Here is a 20,289-nt window from a genome sequence, read left to right as displayed (position 1 = left end):
GCGCACGGAAGTGCAGCAAGGTTACCTCTTTGTGAAGGTTTTTATCGAATATAAACCAGGTAGCAGATGTTGGCTATTAGGAAGCAGGATAAGCCTGCATCCCTTTGCCTCTAACCTGCAACCTTATATACAGCCTTTAGGGTGGTTTTAGCGGTGGGGCTCACCTGTTCCCATTCCGAACACAGAAGTTAAGCCCACCAGCGCCGATGGTACTGCTAACGCGGGAGAGTAGGCCGCCGCCAGTTTTTATTTTATTTTTAAAAGTCTCATACAGTAGTGTATGAGACTTTTTTTGTGCCATACCATAGGAAAGCGGGCTAAAGCCCACTTCTATTGAATCATATAGTTTGAATTGCTACCATCTTTATTATTCATTATCCTCATTGATTATTTAGTAATTGCTCATTAGGGCCTTATGAAGAATTATATTACGAGAAAAAAGATACTATTATCTCTTTCTGTTACTTTGAAATATTGATGAATATAAGCCGTTTTAAAGCTATATACTAGAATGGATAGACTTTTGATATTGAGATTTAGAATTAAGGAAATTTAAGCAGGCTTACAAGGCTGCTATAAATTGTTAAGTATAGTGAATAAAGCTAGGCTTTATTAAAATAACCACTCGGGAATGAGTGGTTATTTTCTTAGGTAGTAATTAGCTTTATTTTACATTTGACTGTTTATGTCGGGACATTTGAAGTCATTACTACAAGTTGCACAAACTATAGTCCCATTGCAATAATACATACAGAATTCTGGTTCAGGAAGTTGAATTCCTGCTCCGTTAATACCTTTTAATTGATCTTTTCTTAGTTTTTTTAGATTTTTCATATTGATTTAATTAAAAATTTGATGGTAAAATAAAATTAATCAAAATATTTTTAATTAAACCTAATATTTTTTGAAATTTGTAAAAGTGAAAATTTATAGAAAGAAGGATTTAGATAAAAGGAAGAAAAAGTATTACTTATATATCTTGTTGAAAGAGTTTCTATATAGTGTATATAATAAAAAAATAGTCAATAATTAATCAGACTGTTACCAGTAGATGATCAATTATTGACTACTATAGATTAATTTATTTATTATTTCTTAATTAATCCCAGCTCAATAAGTCTTTCATGTAAGAATTCTCCTGCTGTTGTATCTTCGTACAATTTTGGGTTGTTTTCGTCTACACAGTTTTCAAGAGCATTTAAAGACATAGCACTGATTGGGTGCATAAAGAAAGGAATTGAATATCTTGAGGTTGTCCACATCTCTCTTGGTGGGTTTACCACTCTGTGGATTGTAGATTTCAATTTGTTATTGGTATGTCTTGAAAGCATATCTCCAACATTGATCATCAATTCATCCGGTTCTGCAATCGCATCAATCCATTCACCGTTGTGGTTTTGAACCTGAAGCCCTTTACCCTGTGCTCCCATTAAAAGAGTGATAAGGTTGATATCTCCATGAGCAGCTGCTCTTACAGCATCATCTGGTTCTTCTGTGATTGGTGGATAGTGAATAGGTCTTAGAATTGAGTTTCCTTCAGCGATCTTGTCGTCAAAATAGAACTCATCTAGTCCAAGGTGCAATGCTAATGCTCTCAGAACATACTGTCCTGTTTTCTCAAGCATTTGGAATGCCTCTTTACCAACTTCGTTGAACTTCGGAAGTTCTTCAACGATTACATTGTCTGGGTACTCAGCTTTGTATTTTGAATCATCAGACACATACTGCCCAAAGTGCCAAAATTCTTTTAGGTCTCCTTTTTTGAAACCTTTTGCAGTCTCTTTACCAAATCCTACATAACCTCTTTGTCCACCAATTCCTGGAATTTCATACTTCTTTTTAGTTTCCACTGGTTGTTCAAAAAAGTTTTTAACCTCTTCATACAAATCATCTACTAGGTTGTCATCAAGAAAGTGGCCTTTTAAGGCTACAAAACCAATTTCTTCATAAGCTTTTCCGATTTCATTTACAAATTTCTGTTTGCGTTCCGGGTTGCCCGAAAGGAAATCACGCAGGTCTACACTAGGTATTTTGTCCATTTTTAGAAATTTACGAATAGCAAAATTACATATTTTTTAATTTAAATGATTTTAAAATCATTATTTATAAGTTAAATTTGCTGTATGAAAAAATATTCTTCCAAGAGAAGTATCCAAATACTTGCACATCTTCTTCAGCAGTATGGAATTGCAGACATTGTAATTTCACCGGGATCAAGGAATGCTCCTTTGGCGATTCACTTTTCAGAAGTGGATAGTTTTAATTGTTATAGCATTGTAGACGAAAGAAGTGCTGCTTTTGTTGCAATGGGAATGGCAAAAAGTGAAAAAAAACCGGTCGCAATTACCTGTACAAGCGGATCTGCGGTAGTTAATTACTATCCTGCTGTTACAGAAGCATTTTACCAAAATATTCCACTTTTAGTACTGACAGCTGACAGGCCAACGGATTTTGTTGATATTTTTGATGGTCAGACGATCAGACAGAAGGATGTTTTTCATCAGCACTCTTACGGTGATTTCCAGCTTTTGGAAGACAGTAAGGAGAACGCAGAAGATATTAATTTTGATACGATTAAAAAGGCGATCGAACTTTGCTTTGAAAAGCAGGGGCCGGTACATATTAATATACCATTGGAAGAACCTTTGTATGAATTGGTTTCAGAACTTCCTCCTTTCCCTACCGTTGAAAAAACGATCAGACATAAGGAATATGAGGTTCCATCCAATCTGATTGCAGAATGGCATACCTCTCAAAGAATTATGATATTGGTGGGAACCAGGGACTACAGCCCTGAATTGGAAAATCAGTTGACACAATTGGTGAAAAACCATTCGGTGGTTGTGTTAAGTGAAGCCAATTCCAATCTTTACCACGAAAAGTTTTTCAGACATATAGACCGCTATATCTTCAATTTTACAGAAGAGGATTATAAAAAATATGCTCCGGATTTATTAATTACAGTGGGGCAAAATGTGGTTTCCAAGAAAGTTAAACAGTTTCTTAGAAGTGCCAGACCAAAGCAACATTGGCATTTGGACGAAGTTTGGCAGCCAGATACTTATTTCTCATTAACAGAGAAAGTAGAGGTAAAACCCGAAGTTTTCTTCTCCAAATTATTGAAATTCATTAATCTGGAGCCTAGACCTTATTTTAATCTTTGGGATGTACTAAGAGATAAGAAAGATGCTAAACACCAGCAGTTTTTAAATACAGTTGAGTTTTCAGATTTTTATTTTTTCAATAAAGCATCACAAACGGTTCCAGAAAATTATAATATTCATTTTGCCAATTCTTCTGCCATCAGATATGCGCAGTTGTTTGATTTTGGTAAAAGAAAGATGTACTGTAATCGCGGAACCAGTGGAATTGACGGTTCAACATCTACAGCAATGGGCTTTGCGATCAAAAATGCAAATCCAACCTTGTTGATTACGGGAGACCTGAGCTTCTTTTATGATATCAACGGTCTTTGGAACCAATATATCCCCCCATTTGTAAGAATTATCATCTTCAATAATGGAGAGGGTAATATCTTTAAAATTATTCCAGGCCCAGGAAATGCAAACCCCAATACGCTGGATGAATTTATCGCTACAAAACACCGTAAAAATGCTGAACATTTGGCAAAACATTTCGGGTTTTCCTATATTAGAGTAGAAGATGATTTGACTTTAGACAGGGTATTGGAGAATTTTTTCAAGCCGGATGTATTACCAAAAATTCTGGAAGTAAATACATATGGTAAAAATAGTGCAGATGTGCAGAAAGCTTACTTTAATTTCATGAAAGAAAACTAAAGATCAAGATATTCTTCATTCCCTGGCAGATTAATAATTCTATCAATAGGGTAAATAAACATATCATCAAAATCATTTAAGGCATTGATGAGTTGAAAGTGGCTGAATTGCTTTATATTCTGTAAGGTAATTTCAGCCTCTTTTATTTTTTTCTGTTTTAAAAGGTGTTGTCTTTGTACTCCATTTAGCAGATAAGTAGTGGGAGTAAGCCACTCCTTGCCTTTTAAGAATAATAGATTGGAAAATGAAGTATCGGTGATATGATTGTTTTTTACAATGATAATTTCCTCAGCCTTAGACTTCATTTTCATTTTATCCAGTTCCTTACGGTCTTCAAACTTGAAGGAATAATCGAAGCTGTTGTTTTCCACCAGTTGAAAGTCATGTATTTCCGGGATAGCATAGGGAATCATCTGAGTTTTTATCCTTTTATCCATGTCATAGGAAATTCTTAACTTAAAAAGTCCGTCTTCATCATGTTGTAGATTTTTGTAGATTTTGGACAGGTCAATAGAGTCTTCTTTTCCAAAGTTGGAAAATGTTTGATTGACACGTTTTTGATGGAGTTCTAATAGAAAAATTTCCTGATCTTCTACTTTAATGCTTTCAATGAATTGGGACATAGATTTTATTTTTCATTTCCTGATATTCGTCTTCTAATTTACTCATGTGCGTTATACCGCCTCCGCTTTTGAAGTAGAGCTTATCACCCTCTTTTTCTATAAAGCGTATCATTACACAGCTGTCTACGTTTTTACCATCAAACCAGCCACAAACCCCTGTATAGTATCCTCTGTCATATCCTTCTGCATCCAGAATTATTTCCAGTGTTTTAGGTTTTGGAGCGCCCAAAATAGAACCGGCAGGAAGAAGCTTTTGCATAATACTTCCTATTTTTCCGTCAAATTCAGGCTTTACAATTCCTGAAATTTCAGAACTCATCGCATATAGATCCTTTTGCCTAGTTTTGATGAAGTCAATTTGCTGAAATTGTTCAACATGTACATCATCAGCAACCATGCTCAAATCATTGCGAAGGAGGTCTACCACGGTATAATGCTCTGCTTTTTCCTTTTTGTCATTCTTCAAAATCTCAGAGGCATTTTCCAGCGAGGCATCAATGGTGCCCTTCATTGGATAAGTTAAGATTTTGTTGTCTACAATCTTCACAAAAGTTTCAGGAGAAAAAAATACAAAAAAATCTTTATAAAATACCTTATACTTGGCATCTGAGTGATAAAAAATTTCTTTTAGGTCTAAATTGGTCTCAATTTCGGTTTTCCGGGTATAATTTACAAGATATGAATTTCCAAGGCGAATATTTTTTTGAACCTTATCAAAGCCTTTTTTGAAGCTTTCCAAAGTCTCCGGAAAGGATTTCCAAGCTATTTTTTTATTTAATTCAGGTACTTCTTCTATGGTTGAAAAGTTCTGAAAATCAATAATTAAGCCTGATTTTTTAATTTCATTTTCTGGATATATTTCTACATTTTCTGAAAGGAAGTCGATAACGAAAAAATAGGGAACCTTCTTAAGAGAAAGCTCGTCCATTTCTATAAATTTTTGATGATTCATTGAAAACATTCAGCAAAAATAATTATTGATGTTTACTTTTGCATAAAATTTTTATGATGCAGAGCAAATATCCTCAGAAACCGGGAATAGATTTTATACTGAAGCAGGCTTTTTATTATTGGAATAAGACATTAGTTTTCCAGTTAATGTTTTCAATAATCTTTTTTGGAATATTTCTTACTTCCCTATATTTCTTCGGAGTCAAATATGAAATATGGGAACAAAATCAAGTGTTAACAGAAGCACTTAACGAAGGCACGAAAGCCTATATGGAAAAAATATCCCAATTAAGTGCTACAGAGAATTATCAAATGTTTACACTGGCGATTTGGGGGACTACAGCATTTTTATATCCCTTAAATCTTGGATTGTTTCAGATATTCAGAAAACTTGATCTTCAGGAAAAGATTGTGCTGGGAGATCTGTTCGTAGGATACAATGGGCTTAACTTTTTTAAATATCTTGGTTATTACCTTTTCTGGTTTATGATCTACAGACTGACGGTTCCTACTGTATTATTGGCCGTGATTTGGGTTGCGATGACTGTATTTGTTGCTCCATTAATGTTTTTTACTGATAAAAGAATCTTTGAAGCCATTTCTTTAAACTTTAAGGCACTCAAGATGTACTTTATAGAAATAATGGTGTGTGTATTTGTGGCTTTCTTATTTAAATATCTGGGATTCACCCTGTTTTTAGTAGGAGGACTATTTACATTTCCTTTCTGGAATGCGATGATCTATTCATTATATAAAACAGTTTTTTCTGAGAAAAAGTAAATTTCAACTGTGTTTAATATGTTTTTTTGTCAAAAAAAGTTAAATTTGGTAAAATCATAAAATATTTAAACTATGTCTGAATTTAACGAATTTGATCAACAAGGCTCTGCCCCAAACAGGGAAACGGGGTCAATTATTTCTCACGCTTTCGAAATGTATAAAGGGGTTTTGGGCTACGCTGTGGTTGCTATGATCGTTTATATGTTGGGTGGATATATCATCCAGCTTATCTTCGGAATTGATTCTGCTTCAATGGTGGAAGAAATGAGAGAGTCTGGAGGGAACTTTAATTACTGGAGCACTCCGGGACTTCCATTGTATATGGGAGCTTCCAGTCTTTTCGGTCTTTTATTGTCTCCTTTATATGTCGGTTTGATCTACATAGTAAATAAATACAATACTAAGAACCCTATTGAGTTTTCTGACCTTTTTATTGGATACCGTCAGAATTTTGTAAATATTCTTATTTATAGCTTACTTACGTGGCTTATTTCTTCTGTTGCCCTGGCATTATGTGTGCTGCCTATTATTTTCGTGTATCCTCTTCTATTAATTGGATATCCTATTCTTTTATTTGAAAATGCTTCGGCTATAGATGCTTTATCTAAGTCTTTTAATATTGCAAAAGAAAATTATGGAACTTTTCTGGCAACAGGTCTTTTAGGAGTATTAATTTCATTTGCGGGAATCTTTCTTTGTGGAATCGGGCTTATTTTAACGGCTCCGTTTATTATGATTGTCATGTATTCCACGTATTGTGCTTACCTTGGAAAGCCAAGACAAATAATGTTTAAGCAGCCATAAAATATAAAACCATTTACGATGAATAAAGATAATCAGATAAGCAGTGTTGCCATAAAGCAAGTCGCCCTGCTGGCCATTATTTTGATATTGGCAGGATTGATCTGCTTTAATCTGGCCTTATTTATCCCATCGGTTTTAGGGGCTATTACCATTTATGTTGTCTGCCGAAAGTATAACTTTTATCTTCAGGAAGAAAAAAAATGGAAATCTTCTCTTGCGGCATTTGCATTAATGTTTGCCAGTCTTATTGTTCTGATTTTACCAATTTATTTTATTGCAGATCTTATCATTGATAAATTAGGAAATGCACAAGCCTATATGGCTAAGTTTAATGTATTTTTAGATAAGATACATTCCTATATTTATTCCAAAACAGGTTTTGATATTCTGAGTAAGGAAAATATGAACAAGTTGAAAGATTCTGTAGGGAAGTTTTCAACTTCAGCAGTTAGTGGTACTTTCAATACTCTTACTGTCGTGATGTCCATGTATTTTATTCTTTACTTTATGCTGGATAAACCAAGGTTATTTGAAAGAATTCTTACGACTTCGGCACCATTAAAGAGATCCAACATCTCATTAATTGGCGATAAAATGAGAAAACTGATTATGGCCAATGCTATCGGGATTCCTGTTGTTGCAGTTGGGCAGGGGATTGTAGCGCTTATAGGTTATCTTATATTTGGAGCGCCCGGGGCTATCCTGCTTTTTGCCTTAACGGCGGCGGCATCGGTTATTCCTGTTGTTGGGACGGCAATCATTTATGTTCCGGTCTGTATCTTTATGATTGCAGAGGGAAATACTGTACAAGGAGTAGGGCTAGCTATTTATTGCGTCGTAGTTGTAGGACTTACGGATAATCTGCTTCGTTTTACTCTTCTGAAGAAACTGGAGAACATCCATCCACTCAATACTGTATTCGGAATTATTATGGGAATGAATCTGTTTGGCTTTATGGGGCTTATTTTTGGGCCTATTCTGATCTCGCTTACCCTTCTTTTGATACAGGTGTATAGGAATGAATTTTCGGACAAAGAAGTGCATCCTGATCTGGAATTGCCCAATGAGGAAAATATAGAGAATAAATTAATTTAATTATATAAATGTGGAGGGAATAAATCCGGAAATATTAAAGGAAATTTGTGTTTTTAAAATGCCATTTGGTAAATATGAGGGAACGATCTTAGTAGATCTCCCGATTAGCTACCTTGAATGGTTTCACAGAAATGGAATGCCTAAAGGAAAATTGGGAATGCAGCTGGCAACCGTTTACGAGATCAAATTAAATGGTTTGATGGATCTGCTTATACCTATCAGAGCTGCGGTGAGAAATGGATTATAAAATGATAATGATGGTATAAAGTATTAACAATATTTATCACTTTCAGATTCAATGAAATATCTCTGAAATGAGCATACTAAAAAAGCTTATTTCAGAGATTTCTTTTTCTAGTTCTATAATGGAAAAGTTACCTCGACTCTTTAATAATTATTTTTTTCGTTTCTTTCTTTTTATTTTCAAAAAGTACTTCTACAAAATAAACTCCCTCTGGTAAATGGTTTTCCAGATTAAATTGATGTTTGGAAGCTGTCAAGGTTTCTGTATAAACAATTTTTCCGCTCACATCACTAACCTTTATTGATGAAATTTTCCCGTTTTTTGAATTGATTACGAAGTTTCCGTTGGATGGGTTGGGGTAGACCTCATTTTCGACAGAACTTGTACCCTCTTGTATGGATAATACTGCATAGGGAGCAAGTTTGATGGCGCCTATCTTGCTTTCATTTACATTTTTTCCTGTAAATAAATACCCATTATCCGGAGTCTGCACAAGCTCTCCATTACGAAGAGCATATGTTGTATCAGGGTTTTGCCATCCCCACAAAATATTTCCGTTCAGGTTGAGTCCTTTTATAAAAATGCCTCCACTTCCAAAGACAATCTGGCCATTGGTGGATTTTATAATATTCAGGTCATTCCAGAAATCAGAATATGGAGTATAATCATTCTGCCAATGTAAAAGGCCATTGGAGTGGAATTTGGTAATCTCTACCCCGAATGTATCGTTTTTGGTTTGCATATAAATCAAAGCACAACCATTATCTGCCGTATCAGTAATTCTTACATAAGGATAATCATGGGAAGCTCCGTCAAAAGCATTCTCCCATAAGAGAGTTCCTGTTGAAGACACTTTGATAGCCCAAGTTGCATACGAGCTGGTCACATTTCCTCCGTTACTTACATCGCCGTCTATAGAATTGGTTCTTCCGGAAAGATAAAAGTTGCCTTCGGCGTTTAACGCTATGTCATCTAAAAAATCCCATTTACTTCCACCAAAAGTTTTCCGCCATTGTTCGTTTCCATCTGCATCGGTTTTCAATATAAAAAAATTAGAATCATCAGTACTTTTATATATTATTCCTCCTAGAAGAAAGCCATTGTCCTGTGTAGCTATAACTTTAGTCATAGAGATAAAATCCCATCCTGCTGATACCGGATAATTTTTGGTCCAAAGTTTATTTCCGTTCTCATCAACTTTTATCATTCGTCCCTGTTTTGCAAAGGAGTCATTGTTGCTTGTCGGAACGATTCCACCTGCTAATACGTAGCCTCCGGCTGTAGGTTGTATATCATATATTTTTGTAGCATGCTCTACATTGGTCTGCGAAAACTCTTTATTCCATAACAATATTCCTGCAGGGGTTGTTTTTGAAAGAATCCCATATTGCGGGGACGGATAGACTTCGTAGTTTTGGGTAAAGAACAGCCCATTTCTGGAAGCATTCCCATGAACATTCATATAGATGTCATTTGCGTTATAATTTCCATAAGATTTTTGCCATTCGATCCCAGAGACCTGGGCATTGGTAGTTTGCAGAAAGAACAGACTAGCTGCAATTAATAATTTCTTTTTCATAATTGATGTTTTTTGTTGTACTTTATAATTGTTTGTTATTCATAATTTATACATTGTCTCAGACGATATTTAGGAGGAATCATATTCAATTTTTTCTGATTGATGTTGTAGTTTTCTATTTACAAATTTGCATATGAAATGCTGATGAAACTATTTTTATTAACTACAGAACAACTACGATTACATTTATGAATAACTACAGAGTGACTACATCTTTTTTATAGAAAATGTTTTGTATGTTTGTTAGGAGTGGTTTTCGGGTGAATGTCTAAAATGTAAACATCAAAATCTTAACAAAAAAATCGTAATGCAGAATAGTACATTACGATTTTAGGAGACAGCATTAAGAATGTTGTCCAATATTTTTATGGTTCAATTAAGCTTTCAGGGCTGCAATTTCATCCCTTAGTTTGGCAGCTTTTATAAAGTCAAGACTTTTAGCTGCAGCTTCCATTTCTTTTTGTTTCTGTTCGATCATTTTTTCAATATCTTTTCCTGTATAAGTAGCTTTTGTTTCTGCTACCTTTTGCATAATTTCCTTTTGAGTGTATTTTTCATCCGGGAAGTCTTTGCTTCTTCCGACAAGGTTTTCAGATATCTTTTTATTTAAGGCTTGTGGTTTTTGGTTATGATCTTTATTATATTGCATTTGCTTGGCACGCCTGTATTCCGTTTCGTCCAGTGTTGCCTGCATAGATTTGGTAATCTTGTCTGCATACATGATGGCTTTTCCGTTAATATTTCTTGCTGCACGTCCTACCGTCTGAATCATTGATCTTCGGCTTCTCAACATTCCCTCCTTGTCTGCATCCAAAATAGCAACTAATGAAACTTCTGGTAGATCCAGCCCTTCTCTTAGTAGATTGACTCCAATCAATACATCAAAAAGCCCTAAACGTAGATCCTGCATAATTTGAATACGTTCCAGAGTTTCTACATCAGAGTGAATATATCTTGTCCTGATTCCGAATTTTACGAAGTATTTGGTAAGTTCTTCAGCCATTTTCTTCGTTAAGGTGGTCACTAAAACCCTTTCGTCAGCATCAGATCTCTTTTGAATTTCTTCCATTAAATCATCAATCTGGTTCAAAGAGGGTCTTACCTCAATGATAGGATCCAACAATCCTGTAGGACGAATGATCTGTTCAATATAGGCTCCACCGGTTTTTTCCAGTTCATAATCAGCTGGAGTAGCGGAAACATAGATAACCTGATTTTGTATCCCTTCAAACTCTTCAAATTTTAAAGGTCTGTTATCCATAGCTGCAGGAAGCCTGAAGCCATACTCTACCAAAGATTCTTTTCTGCTTCGGTCTCCGCCGTACATGGCGTGGACCTGAGGTACCGTTACGTGGCTTTCATCAATAACCATTAAGAAATCCTTTGGGAAATAATCAATCAGACAGAAAGGTCTTGTTCCCGGAAGTCTGCCGTCAAGATATCTGGAATAATTCTCAATTCCTGAACAGTATCCCAGCTCTTTGATCATCTCAAGATCCAGTTCAGTTCTTTCCTGAAGTCTTTTGGCTTCCAGAGGCTTTCCGATAGAGCTGAAGAAATCAACCTGCTTTACCATATCATCCTGAATATGTTTAATCGCTCCATTTAATGTATCCTTTGATGTTACGAAAAGATTCGCAGGGTAAATCTGTATCTGATCAAAACTGGAATCTACATTTCCTGTTACTGGATCAAAGCTTTGTATTTTTTCAATTTCATCTCCAAAGAACTGAACTCTGATAGCATTGTCTGCATAGGCAGGAAAAACATCAATTACATCTCCTTTTACACGAAAGGTCCCTCTTTGAAACTCGTTTAACGTTCTTGCATATAAAGCATTAACCAAAGAATGAAGAAGGGCAGTTCTTGTTACCTTGTCTCCAATAGCAATTGAGATTAAGGACTTGTGGAATTCTGTTGGATTTCCGATACCATAAATACATGAAACAGAGGCTACAATCAAAACATCTCTCCTCCCTGAAAGTAGGCTGGCTGTTGCAGAAAGACGCAGCTTTTCAACCTCTTCGTTGATGCTTAGGTCCTTTTCAATATAGGTTCCGGTTGTTGCGATATAGGCTTCCGGCTGATAGTAATCATAGTAGCTGACAAAATATTCTACAGCGTTTTCCGGAAAGAATTCCTTAAACTCCATAAAAAGCTGGGCGGCCAAAGTTTTATTATGAGCCAAAACCAAGGTGGGACGTTGAACATTTTGAACAACATTCGCTACGGTAAAGGTTTTTCCGGATCCTGTTACCCCAAGAAGAGTTTGGTACTTTTCACCAATCTCTATTCCTTCAGTAAGTTTTTCGATGGCAAGAGGCTGATCTCCTGTAGGTTTATATTCTGATTGAAGCTTAAAATCCATAAGAAAAGAATGTATACAACAAAAATACGAAAGAAATAATTAGGGTACATCAACTTTGTTTTTTTTCAGACAATGGGTTTTTAACGAGAAATGAGAAATTCAGTATATGAAAAAAGCGCTAGAAAAGCGCTTTGTGTTATGGTCGAATAAAAGTCATTGTTGCGGGTAGTTTTAATACTGATGCTATTGCTTTTCCATCTTTTGTAGCAGGTTTCCAGGCTGTTTCGTTGCTGATTGCTGTAACCGTTTTAAGAAATTCCTTGTTGAAAGTCTCATTATTTCCTGATACAGTTACATTGGTCATTTTTCCGAGATCATCTATATGGAGATAGGCTGTGGCTGTTATTGTCCCATTCAGGGGTTCAAGTGCACCGGTATCCATAATCTTACTTACCTTAGTTCGCAAACTCATCAATCCGTCCGGATATTGCGCCGGAATAATATTTGTGTTGTCTTTTATTTGAGTATTTTTTCTTGGAGATATGGTATCAGAAATAGGTTTTGAATCTTCTTTCCTATATTCTGGGGCGGTTATATGGTTTTCTTGTTGATGTCTTTCGTTCTTTACAGAATTATTTGCATAAATCCTTTCTGAAAATAGGATTGTTGCTACTGCCAGTGCCGTGATTCCGGCTGTTTTTCGTAACAGACTAAATTTTGTTTTTTTTGCTTTCATCATAATAAATCGTTTTTTGGTATTGTTAAAATTAAATGAATGGGTAAGGGGAAGATTCTGGCTGTTTTGTATTTCTTCAAGAATCAGATTCTGGTATTCTTTAATACTGAATTTATTGTGTAATACAGCTTCATCTGCTAAAAATTCGTGATTGGTAACTATTGCTTTCTTATAGAGGAAAAGAGTAGGATTGAACCAGGTGAAGATGTTTATGAGTTGTACAATGGCAAGGTCTATACTATGTTTTTGATCAAGATGGCTTTTTTCATGAAGGAAAATCCTTGGATCAATGATATTATTTTTCACATACTTCTTTCCTATATAAATGGTCCCCCAAAAGCTAAATGGGGAAGTATTCTTTTCTGTCAGTACAATATTGTAATGATAATAACTTCTCTTTTCTCCCTGTATTCTTTGAATTTTTATGATGGCAAGAATACTTTTTATAAAGAGAAATAGAGTAATCATTGCGTACAAAAGCCATAAAATATTTATCCAATTAAAATCTATCCGATCCCCTTGACTTAAAACTATTTGTTGTGCTGTTTCCTCAATGATTAATTGTGGATTATTTTTCACTTGAGCTGATTGCACTGTGATGGTTATAAAAGGGATTATATAGGAGAAAATTAGTGAACTTAATAAGTAGAAACGATTAAACCTATATATTTTCTCTTTTTCCAAAAACAGATAATATATTGCTATGAAAAGTGATGAACACAATATTATTTTTAATATAGCAGTTAACATGGCTACTCTTTTATTTGTTCATCTATAATATCACGAAGCTCTTTCAATTGTTTTTGACTAAGTTTTGCGTTGGATGTAAAAAATGATGCAAACTGCGTCACAGAACTGTTGAAAAAACGATCAATCATGGAAGTCATTTCTTCCTTGAAATATTCTCTTTTCTCTACCAACGGGTAGTATTCGCGAGAATTTCCATATAATTTATAGCCTACAAGTTCTTTGTTTTGCATTCTTTTCAATAGGGTTGCTACTGTGGTAGCAGCCGGTTTAGGCTCCGGATAGGTTTCAAGGATGTCTTTCATGAAGATTTTCTTTTTCTCCCATAAAATATCCATGATAACTTTTTCAGAATCAGTTAATTTAATTTCTTTCATTCTACAATGTTATAATTTGTTCTACAAATGTAGAATAAAAATTTAATTACACAAATTTTATGGCATTATTTTTCCATTCACTTTACATAACCTAATCGTAATATTATGAAAATCAGTCAATTTTATATTCCGGCAATGAGCATTTTTCTGATTTTATCTTCATGTAAAGAGAGTCAGGCAAACGCACAGCAAATTGGAAATGATGGTAGTGTAGAAACGGGAAGACCAAATTCTGAATATGAGCCTGCATTCAAAGGGCAGACAAGAATTAAGGCAGTGAAAACAACTACTCCCTATAAAGTAGAGGTATTGAATAAAGATCTCGGGAAGCCTTGGGGGATTATCAATTTACCGGACGGACGTTTTCTTATTACCGATAAAAGAGGTTATATGAATGTTGTTTCAAAAGATGGTAAGCAGGTTTCTAAAATTGATGGCTTTCCAAAAGTAGATTCCAAAGGTCAGGGTGGAATGCTGGATGTAGCACTTGATCCTGATTTCAATACGAATAATATTATTTATTTTAGTTTTTCAGAACCTTTTGGTAAGGGAAATTTGACTTCTGTGGCTAAAGGGAAGCTTTCTGCAGATCTTAAAGCTATTTCGGAGGTTAAGGTAATTTTCCGTGCAGAACCTTCCTATGATGGAGACAAGCATTACGGAAGCAGACTGGTTTTTGATAAAGATGGAAATTTGTTTGTAAGTACAGGAGAGAGATCAGATAAAGAAACGAGGGTGTATGCTCAAAAAACAGATAATTATTTAGGCAAAATAATAAAAATTACAAAAGATGGAATGCCAGCGCCGGGTAATCCATTTATCGGAAAGCAAGGATATAAGCCTGAAATCTATGCTTATGGAGTCCGAAATCCCCAAGGTTTGGCGATAGATCCCCAAGGGAATCTTTGGGATGTAGAAATGGGTCCTAGAGGTGGAGATGAAATTAACCTTATTGAGCCTGGAAAAAACTATGGCTGGGGCGATGTAACCTATGGTATTGAATATTCCGGAGATAAAGTAGGGCAGGGCATTACCCAAAGAAAAGGTACAGAGCAACCGGTTTATTATTGGGATCCTGTAATTTCTCCCAGTGGTGTTACTTTCTACACGGGAAATATTGATGAATGGAAAGGAAATCTTCTCGTAGGATGCCTAAGCGGTGAGCATATTAATAGAATCGTAATGAAAGATAATAAGGTTGTGGGAGAGGAACGTCTTCTCACGGATCAAAATGAACGCTTTAGAGATGTACTGAACGGAATGGATGGTAATCTATATGCAGTAACAGATAGCGGAAAATTGTATAGAATTTCAAAAAAATAAAATAAAAACTCCTGAAAATAGCTTCAGGAGTTTTTTATAAAATCTAGGAAAAGAACGCTCTTCCGTTTTGTTTAAAACTTAAAATTAAGTCTTGCAAAGACCTGTCTTCCTGCAAATCCCATCTGTACAGGATCAAAAATTCCTCCTGATTCTGTGTTTCCTGTAGTTACCTGCGTTGTTTGCAGTGTTGGATATCTGTTGAATACATTTTTGCTTCCCAGTGTTAAGTTAAGATTCTTAGAAAACTCATACCCAAAAGAGATATCGGATGTCACTTTAGGGTTATAAACCTGTTCTGCATCATCATATCCGATCAATGTAACTTTATCAAACCTCACAAGCTGTAGATTGACATTGAATCTACTGATCTTGTAGTTAAGATTTAGATTGATCTTCGTCTTAGGAGCAGATGCAAGAATAAACCCTCTTTCTCTTTGGCTTAAATAAATATCTTCTTTTCCTGCCAGTTGCTTTGAAGTATTCACTTTCGTGATTTCCATATTATTGTAATTTCCTGCTAAAGTGGCAGTCAGTTTTCCAGCGCTTAAAGTCTCATTGTAGCTTAGGATAACATCAATTCCTTTTGTTCGAGTGTCGATGGCATTGGAAAAGAACTGTGCCTGATCAATGTATGGATAATCAGCTTGAACACTAAGAGGAAGCTCATCCCTTGAAAAATTTCCTGTAAGCACGATTCTGTTTTTTACACTGATATAATAACCATCTACTGTTGCTGTGAATTTTCCTGTATTAAAAGTAAATCCTGCACTTCCGTTGACAGATGTTTCCTGTTTTAGCTGATCAATTCCTACTCTGTTTGCCAAGTCACTGTCATTAGAAGCCAATTGAATGGTTACCAGTTTACCGCCCTGGAAATTGGTAAACTGCTGAGCGTAATATTTCTGAGCAAGAGAGGGTGCTCTAAAACCGGTAGAAACAGATCCACGGAAAGCCAATTGTGGAGTAATTGCGTATCGTGTGGCGAATTTACCGTTTAGAGTACTTCCAAAGTCATTGTAATTCTCAAATCTTCCGGCTATACTGATCATCCATTTTTTTGTAATATCCAGTTCGGTATCTACATAAGCTGCAAAATTATTTCTGCTCTTACCAATGTCTGTAGAATAGCCGGGGAATCCCTGTGAGCCTCCCGGTCTTACCTCACCACTTAAAGGGTTTTTAACAAGTAAACTTTCAGGGGTACTGGATGTTACAGGGTTCCCATTGATATCATACATGGTGTAAGAAGCTTCTTCTCCTTTGATGATTTCAAATTTTTCATATCTGAATTCCGAACCAAAGGCAATATTAAGCCCTTCCAATACCTTAAACTGTCTTACGGTGTTAAAGCCTGTCGTATTTTGCAGCAATGAATGTCCGCCTGCATAAAAATTTGTAGGAGATTTTGCTCCTAGAGTGGCATTGACGGTGTTATTAATATCATAGGTAAATCTATTATTACCAAATGCATTGTAAAAATCAACGTCCCAGTTGGCAACTTTAAATTTTAAGCCGTTATCAAATGTGAAGTCTGTAATGCTGGTATTTTCAATCGGATTGAAGCCTGTGGGATAGATTTCAGGGATATTTCCATCTGCATCAGCTGTTCTGGTCCACGCATAAGCCTTGGTATTTCTATGTGAAAATCCTTGACGGGAATAGAAAGTAAGTCCATCAGATAATGGCAGTTCAATGTTTCCGAAAAAGTAAACATTTTGAGCCTTTGCATCTCCAAAACGCTGTCTGGGTGCCAATGACGGTTGATTGTAAATGTCAGGATTAGCATTTCTTATCGCATAATCTTTATTGATGAATTCTGCCGTGAAGTTTCCAAAGCCTCCCTTTGATCCTATTTTTGTTCCCAGATTTCCATTGAAGTTAAAGGTCATCCCGTCTACTTTATGATCAGATACAATATCATTGTTTCCGGGACTTTTAAAAAGGTTCATTCCATAAAAAGCATTTCCCTCAAAGCCCTTATTCCTATCATTAAGAATAACATTGATTACCCCCGCTATGGCATCAGATCCATATTGGGCAGAAGCTCCATCACGCAGAACTTCCACTCTTTTAATGGCTCCAATCGGGATGGTATTCATGTCGTATCCTGTATTTCCTCTTCCCTTGGTTCCAAAAAGGTTGATTAATGAAGATTGATGGTATCTTTTTCCATTGAGTAAAAGAAGCGTTTGATCTGGGCCTAACCCTCGTAATGTAGCAGGGTCTACCGCATCAGCACCGTCTGACCCCGACTGTTTATTAGAATTAAAAGAGGGGGCAGCAAATTGTAAAAGTTGGTTTACTTCAACCTGTCCCGTCGCTTGGCTTACCTGTTTGATATCAATAACATCAATAGGTACGGGAGTATTGATAACCGTTCTTTTTTTGTTCCGGCTTCCGGTAATGGCTACTTCTTCTATTTTTGATTCTTTTGCAAGGGTATCTTTTACCTGTTGTGCATACGATAGAGTGGAAGCGCTGAGAAAAATGATGCTTATGTATTTTACCTTCATATTGATAATTTTGTGTGGTGGTTAACTCAAAATTATCAATATTTATTTTTAAATCATTATTAAAATTGATTAATTGTTATGGATATCTTAATTCTGTATCATTTTTAATGAATGGAAGAAAAATAGCAATCAATTAGCGTGTTTTAATGAAAATTATAAATTTTAAAAGCTGGTAATGATTCTATTAAGTCCTTCTTCTAAAATTTCCTGTGAAGTAGAGAAGCAGATTCTGATATGTCCTTCTGCGCCTTTTCCGAACCATCTTTCTGATCCGGGAACAATGGCTACTTTTCCTTGCTGTAAAACATGTTGTGTAAATTGGTCGCTAGACATTCCGTTTTCAATCTTCGGGAATAATACGAAAGTGGCTTCAGGAAAGTTGGGAGTTACGATTTCTGAGCGGCTCAGTATTTTAAAGGCAAGATCACGATTATGCTGCAGGTGATTCAAAAAATCTTTGTACCAGGGCTTTGCTTTTTCCAACGCCACACTTCCTGCAATTTGTGATAAGGTAGAAACACCTTCTATGGTAGAATTAAAATTTGATTTCTCTATAAAGTCCTCAAGAATTTCCTGATCATTACACAGAACTGCACCAATCCTTAGCCCTGCAATTCCAAATGATTTTGAAAATCCATAAACAGTAAAGCTCTTTCTCTTTGCTTCATCAGAAACGGATGAATAGGTATGAAAATCTTTATTATCATAAATAATATCACTCCAGATTTCGTCGCTCATTACCCATACATCATGAGAAGAAGCAATTTCAGAAACCTTTTTCAATATTTCTTTAGAATAAACCTTACCAAGCGGATTATGTGGATTGCATATGCTGATAAGTTTGGTTTTTTGAGTAATTAATGAAACAAGTTTTTCAAAATCAATCTCTCCGGTTGTGGTATCAACAGGACATAGCCTGACGATACCACCAGCTGTTTCCACAGATTTTTTAAACAAGAAATCTACAGGATCAAGGATAATAGCCTCGTCACCAGGTTGCAAAACATAGGATGCAATCAGAAACATTCCCTGTGCTGCACTGTTTACAGCAAGAACGTTTTCAGGAGAAAATGTTCCGTGCTTTTCCTGATTAAAATGGTCTGCAACACTTTTTTTAAATTCCGGAAGCCCTGAAAATGGACCGTAGCTTAAATAGCCATCTTTAATATATTCAATGATTCCCTGCTCTATTTCCGGAGCTGTCCTGAAATCCGGATCAGCGGCAGTTAAGGGAATAATTCCGTCTTCAAGTGTAGCCCATCTTCCATTGTAGGCTTTTCTTTTTAATGCTTCAAAGTTGATATCGTTATTAGTAAACATTTTATTTATAAGATATAGGTAAAATATTATCTGTATGTTGGTCTATTGGGAGGAGAAACTGATTTAGTAAAGTTCTGCCATTCTTGATGTGGGTTTCTATTTCCGGCTTTCTTTCTGCTTCATATTTCTTAAAAGCTTCGGTTATATTATTTTCTTCAACTAAGTGTTTAGTTAATACGTGAGAATCCTTTAGTGCTGAGGTTACACCCTGGCTTGTAAATGGTATAAGAGGGTGTGCTGCATCACCAATGAATACAATGTTATCTGTATGAAAAGGATTGAGTTCTTCCAATTCATATACACACCATAAATGTACGTTTTCGTAACTGGATTTTTGTATGATTGATGATACTAATGGATGCCAATCTTCAAAAACCTCAAGCATGTACTTCTTTAAGTTATGGGAAGAACATTCACTGATCTGGTATATTTCATTATCAAATTGAGAATACCAGAGAATGGTGTCATGAGAAAGCTTAAGGATTCCAAAAGTAAGTCCTCCCTGATCATGGTGGAATTTCATAAAGTCATTCTCTATGCTATTTGCTATTTCCTTATCCTGAATAATGTTGACAACCTCATTTTCTCTTACTGTTCTCATCTTTTCATCTTTAAAGAGACTTTTTCTGATGCGACTTCTGGAGCCATCAGAGATAATAGCAATGTCAGCTTCAATATAATTTCCGTCCGGCTGCTTCAGGCTTCCTTTTTGCCGATCGCAAGGAATTACTGTTTTTTCATATGTTATTTTCTCCGGAGAAATATTCCTCGATAAAAGATTAATCAATGAATGTCTTGAAATTGCAAAAACATTGTTGAGGTCTTTCTCTGCCAGTATCTTTCCTGTATGGGAATATTGTATATATTTTTTGAGAAAACTTCCATGCTCAAAAAGAAGATCGGGATCAATAATCTGTGTTAGGTATTCAATTCCCTCTTGTGGAATGAGAAAGCCATGACCGGCAAGATCCTCTTTTTTTCTTCTTTCATAGATGTGGTAGTCTATCTTATGTTTCTCGAGATAATTCGCCATGCTTAAGCCGGAAATACCAGCGCCCACGACAGCAATTTTGTTCATTTTCGGAATAA

Annotated in this window: 17 protein-coding genes and 1 rRNA gene; 7 read left to right on the top strand and 11 right to left on the bottom strand. The window is 35.6% G+C overall.

What is annotated here, in order from left to right; genetic code table 11:
* Positions 1 to 137: 137 nt before the first annotated feature.
* Positions 138 to 245, top strand: a 5S ribosomal RNA gene (gene rrf / locus EG359_RS13890).
* 424 nt (positions 246 to 669) lie between these two features.
* On the opposite strand, the gene EG359_RS23005 is transcribed toward rrf, so the two are convergent.
* Together EG359_RS23005 and EG359_RS13885 are read right to left on the bottom strand one after the other, a co-directional pair.
* Complete coding sequence (locus EG359_RS23005; RefSeq protein WP_449384909.1) at positions 670 to 834, bottom strand: bacteriocin-like protein; 165 nt, start codon at positions 832 to 834, stop codon at positions 670 to 672.
* A 254-nt stretch (positions 835 to 1,088) separates the two neighbouring features.
* Entirely contained in the window at positions 1,089 to 2,039 is a 951-nt protein-coding gene (locus EG359_RS13885; protein ID WP_076357161.1) for an isopenicillin N synthase family dioxygenase, read from the bottom strand.
* A gap of 84 nt (positions 2,040 to 2,123) precedes the next feature.
* On the opposite strand from EG359_RS13885, the gene menD reads away from it, so the two are divergent.
* Positions 2,124 to 3,800, top strand: a complete 1,677-nt coding sequence (gene menD / locus EG359_RS13880; RefSeq protein WP_076357159.1) for a 2-succinyl-5-enolpyruvyl-6-hydroxy-3-cyclohexene-1-carboxylic-acid synthase — start codon at positions 2,124 to 2,126, stop codon at positions 3,798 to 3,800.
* Here the strand turns inward: menD and EG359_RS13875 are convergent.
* On the bottom strand, positions 3,797 to 4,423 hold the full coding sequence (locus EG359_RS13875; RefSeq protein ID WP_076357157.1) for an aminotransferase class IV: 627 nt from the start codon (positions 4,421 to 4,423) through the stop codon (positions 3,797 to 3,799). The genes menD and EG359_RS13875 overlap by 4 nt on opposite strands.
* Positions 4,407 to 5,384 carry an aminodeoxychorismate synthase component I gene (locus EG359_RS13870; RefSeq protein WP_076357155.1) on the bottom strand — a complete coding sequence of 326 codons (978 nt, stop codon included), beginning with the start codon at positions 5,382 to 5,384 and terminating at the stop codon, positions 4,407 to 4,409. Before EG359_RS13870 ends, EG359_RS13875 begins: the two co-directional genes overlap by 17 nt.
* Positions 5,385 to 5,428: 44 nt before the next feature.
* On the opposite strand from EG359_RS13870, the gene EG359_RS13865 reads away from it, so the two are divergent.
* From EG359_RS13865 to EG359_RS13850, 4 genes are all read left to right on the top strand, one after another.
* Positions 5,429 to 6,154, top strand: coding sequence for a hypothetical protein (locus tag EG359_RS13865; RefSeq protein WP_084180546.1), 726 nt, complete (start codon positions 5,429 to 5,431; stop codon positions 6,152 to 6,154).
* 72 nt (positions 6,155 to 6,226) lie between these two features.
* The gene (locus EG359_RS13860; RefSeq protein ID WP_076357151.1) at positions 6,227 to 6,958 is read left to right on the top strand and encodes a beta-carotene 15,15'-monooxygenase; all 732 of its coding nucleotides are present in this window, start codon (positions 6,227 to 6,229) and stop codon (positions 6,956 to 6,958) included.
* Positions 6,959 to 6,976: 18 nt separating this feature from the next.
* Positions 6,977 to 8,053 carry an AI-2E family transporter gene (locus EG359_RS13855; RefSeq protein ID WP_076357149.1) on the top strand — a complete coding sequence of 359 codons (1,077 nt, stop codon included), beginning with the start codon at positions 6,977 to 6,979 and terminating at the stop codon, positions 8,051 to 8,053.
* A gap of 19 nt (positions 8,054 to 8,072) precedes the next feature.
* Positions 8,073 to 8,300 (top strand): DUF3820 family protein, encoded by a 228-nt coding sequence (locus tag EG359_RS13850; RefSeq protein ID WP_076357205.1) that lies wholly within the window; start codon positions 8,073 to 8,075, stop codon positions 8,298 to 8,300.
* A gap of 127 nt (positions 8,301 to 8,427) precedes the next feature.
* On the opposite strand, the gene EG359_RS13845 is transcribed toward EG359_RS13850, so the two are convergent.
* From EG359_RS13845 to EG359_RS13830, 4 genes are all read right to left on the bottom strand, one after another.
* The gene (locus EG359_RS13845) at positions 8,428 to 9,876 is read right to left on the bottom strand and encodes a T9SS type A sorting domain-containing protein (RefSeq protein WP_076357147.1); all 1,449 of its coding nucleotides are present in this window, start codon (positions 9,874 to 9,876) and stop codon (positions 8,428 to 8,430) included.
* Between the two features lie 376 nt (positions 9,877 to 10,252).
* A complete protein-coding gene (gene uvrB, locus EG359_RS13840) occupies positions 10,253 to 12,244 on the bottom strand; it encodes an excinuclease ABC subunit UvrB (RefSeq protein WP_076357145.1) in 1,992 nt (663 codons plus the stop codon).
* 136 nt (positions 12,245 to 12,380) lie between these two features.
* The gene (locus EG359_RS13835; protein WP_084180545.1) at positions 12,381 to 13,670 is read right to left on the bottom strand and encodes a M56 family metallopeptidase; all 1,290 of its coding nucleotides are present in this window, start codon (positions 13,668 to 13,670) and stop codon (positions 12,381 to 12,383) included.
* Positions 13,671 to 13,672: 2 nt separating this feature from the next.
* Positions 13,673 to 14,044 carry a BlaI/MecI/CopY family transcriptional regulator gene (locus EG359_RS13830; protein ID WP_076357141.1) on the bottom strand — a complete coding sequence of 124 codons (372 nt, stop codon included), beginning with the start codon at positions 14,042 to 14,044 and terminating at the stop codon, positions 13,673 to 13,675.
* Positions 14,045 to 14,149: 105 nt separating this feature from the next.
* On the opposite strand from EG359_RS13830, the gene EG359_RS13825 reads away from it, so the two are divergent.
* Positions 14,150 to 15,367, top strand: a complete 1,218-nt coding sequence (locus tag EG359_RS13825) for a PQQ-dependent sugar dehydrogenase (RefSeq protein ID WP_076357139.1) — start codon at positions 14,150 to 14,152, stop codon at positions 15,365 to 15,367.
* Positions 15,368 to 15,438: 71 nt separating this feature from the next.
* On the opposite strand, the gene EG359_RS13820 is transcribed toward EG359_RS13825, so the two are convergent.
* The 3 genes from EG359_RS13820 to EG359_RS13810 form a co-directional block, all read right to left on the bottom strand.
* Positions 15,439 to 17,880, bottom strand: a complete 2,442-nt coding sequence (locus EG359_RS13820; RefSeq protein ID WP_076357137.1) for a TonB-dependent receptor plug domain-containing protein — start codon at positions 17,878 to 17,880, stop codon at positions 15,439 to 15,441.
* A 162-nt stretch (positions 17,881 to 18,042) separates the two neighbouring features.
* Positions 18,043 to 19,200: a pyridoxal phosphate-dependent aminotransferase gene (locus EG359_RS13815; RefSeq protein ID WP_076357135.1), complete on the bottom strand. Its 1,158-nt coding sequence runs from the start codon at positions 19,198 to 19,200 to the stop codon at positions 18,043 to 18,045.
* A gap of 1 nt (position 19,201) precedes the next feature.
* Positions 19,202 to 20,278, bottom strand: a complete 1,077-nt coding sequence (locus EG359_RS13810) for an FAD-dependent monooxygenase (RefSeq protein WP_076357133.1) — start codon at positions 20,276 to 20,278, stop codon at positions 19,202 to 19,204.
* Positions 20,279 to 20,289 lie beyond the last annotated feature (11 nt).

It is taken from the genome of Chryseobacterium joostei (genome assembly GCF_003815775.1).
Taxonomy (GTDB): Bacteria; Bacteroidota; Bacteroidia; order Flavobacteriales; family Weeksellaceae; genus Chryseobacterium; species Chryseobacterium joostei.
Note: the sequence above shows the minus strand (reverse complement) of the source record. Positions and strands in the feature narration are given on the sequence as shown.

Bases quoted from the DNA above. Each gene is read 5' to 3' on its own strand.
- EG359_RS23005 (WP_449384909.1), bottom strand. From the start codon at position 834: ATGAAAAATCTAAAAAAACTAAGAAAAGATCAATTAAAAGGTATTAAC.
- EG359_RS13885 (WP_076357161.1), bottom strand. From the start codon at position 2,039: ATGGACAAAATACCTAGTGTAGACCTGCGTGATTTCCTTTCGGGCAAC.
- menD (WP_076357159.1), top strand. From the start codon at position 2,124: ATGAAAAAATATTCTTCCAAGAGAAGTATCCAAATACTTGCACATCTT.
- EG359_RS13875 (WP_076357157.1), bottom strand. From the start codon at position 4,423: ATGTCCCAATTCATTGAAAGCATTAAAGTAGAAGATCAGGAAATTTTT.
- EG359_RS13870 (WP_076357155.1), bottom strand. From the start codon at position 5,384: ATGTTTTCAATGAATCATCAAAAATTTATAGAAATGGACGAGCTTTCT.
- EG359_RS13865 (WP_084180546.1), top strand. From the start codon at position 5,429: ATGATGCAGAGCAAATATCCTCAGAAACCGGGAATAGATTTTATACTG.
- EG359_RS13860 (WP_076357151.1), top strand. From the start codon at position 6,227: ATGTCTGAATTTAACGAATTTGATCAACAAGGCTCTGCCCCAAACAGG.
- EG359_RS13855 (WP_076357149.1), top strand. From the start codon at position 6,977: ATGAATAAAGATAATCAGATAAGCAGTGTTGCCATAAAGCAAGTCGCC.
- EG359_RS13845 (WP_076357147.1), bottom strand. From the start codon at position 9,876: ATGAAAAAGAAATTATTAATTGCAGCTAGTCTGTTCTTTCTGCAAACT.
- uvrB (WP_076357145.1), bottom strand. From the start codon at position 12,244: ATGGATTTTAAGCTTCAATCAGAATATAAACCTACAGGAGATCAGCCT.
- EG359_RS13835 (WP_084180545.1), bottom strand. From the start codon at position 13,670: ATGTTAACTGCTATATTAAAAATAATATTGTGTTCATCACTTTTCATA.
- EG359_RS13830 (WP_076357141.1), bottom strand. From the start codon at position 14,044: ATGAAAGAAATTAAATTAACTGATTCTGAAAAAGTTATCATGGATATT.
- EG359_RS13825 (WP_076357139.1), top strand. From the start codon at position 14,150: ATGAAAATCAGTCAATTTTATATTCCGGCAATGAGCATTTTTCTGATT.
- EG359_RS13820 (WP_076357137.1), bottom strand. From the start codon at position 17,880: ATGAAGGTAAAATACATAAGCATCATTTTTCTCAGCGCTTCCACTCTA.
- EG359_RS13815 (WP_076357135.1), bottom strand. From the start codon at position 19,200: ATGTTTACTAATAACGATATCAACTTTGAAGCATTAAAAAGAAAAGCC.
- EG359_RS13810 (WP_076357133.1), bottom strand. From the start codon at position 20,278: ATGAACAAAATTGCTGTCGTGGGCGCTGGTATTTCCGGCTTAAGCATG.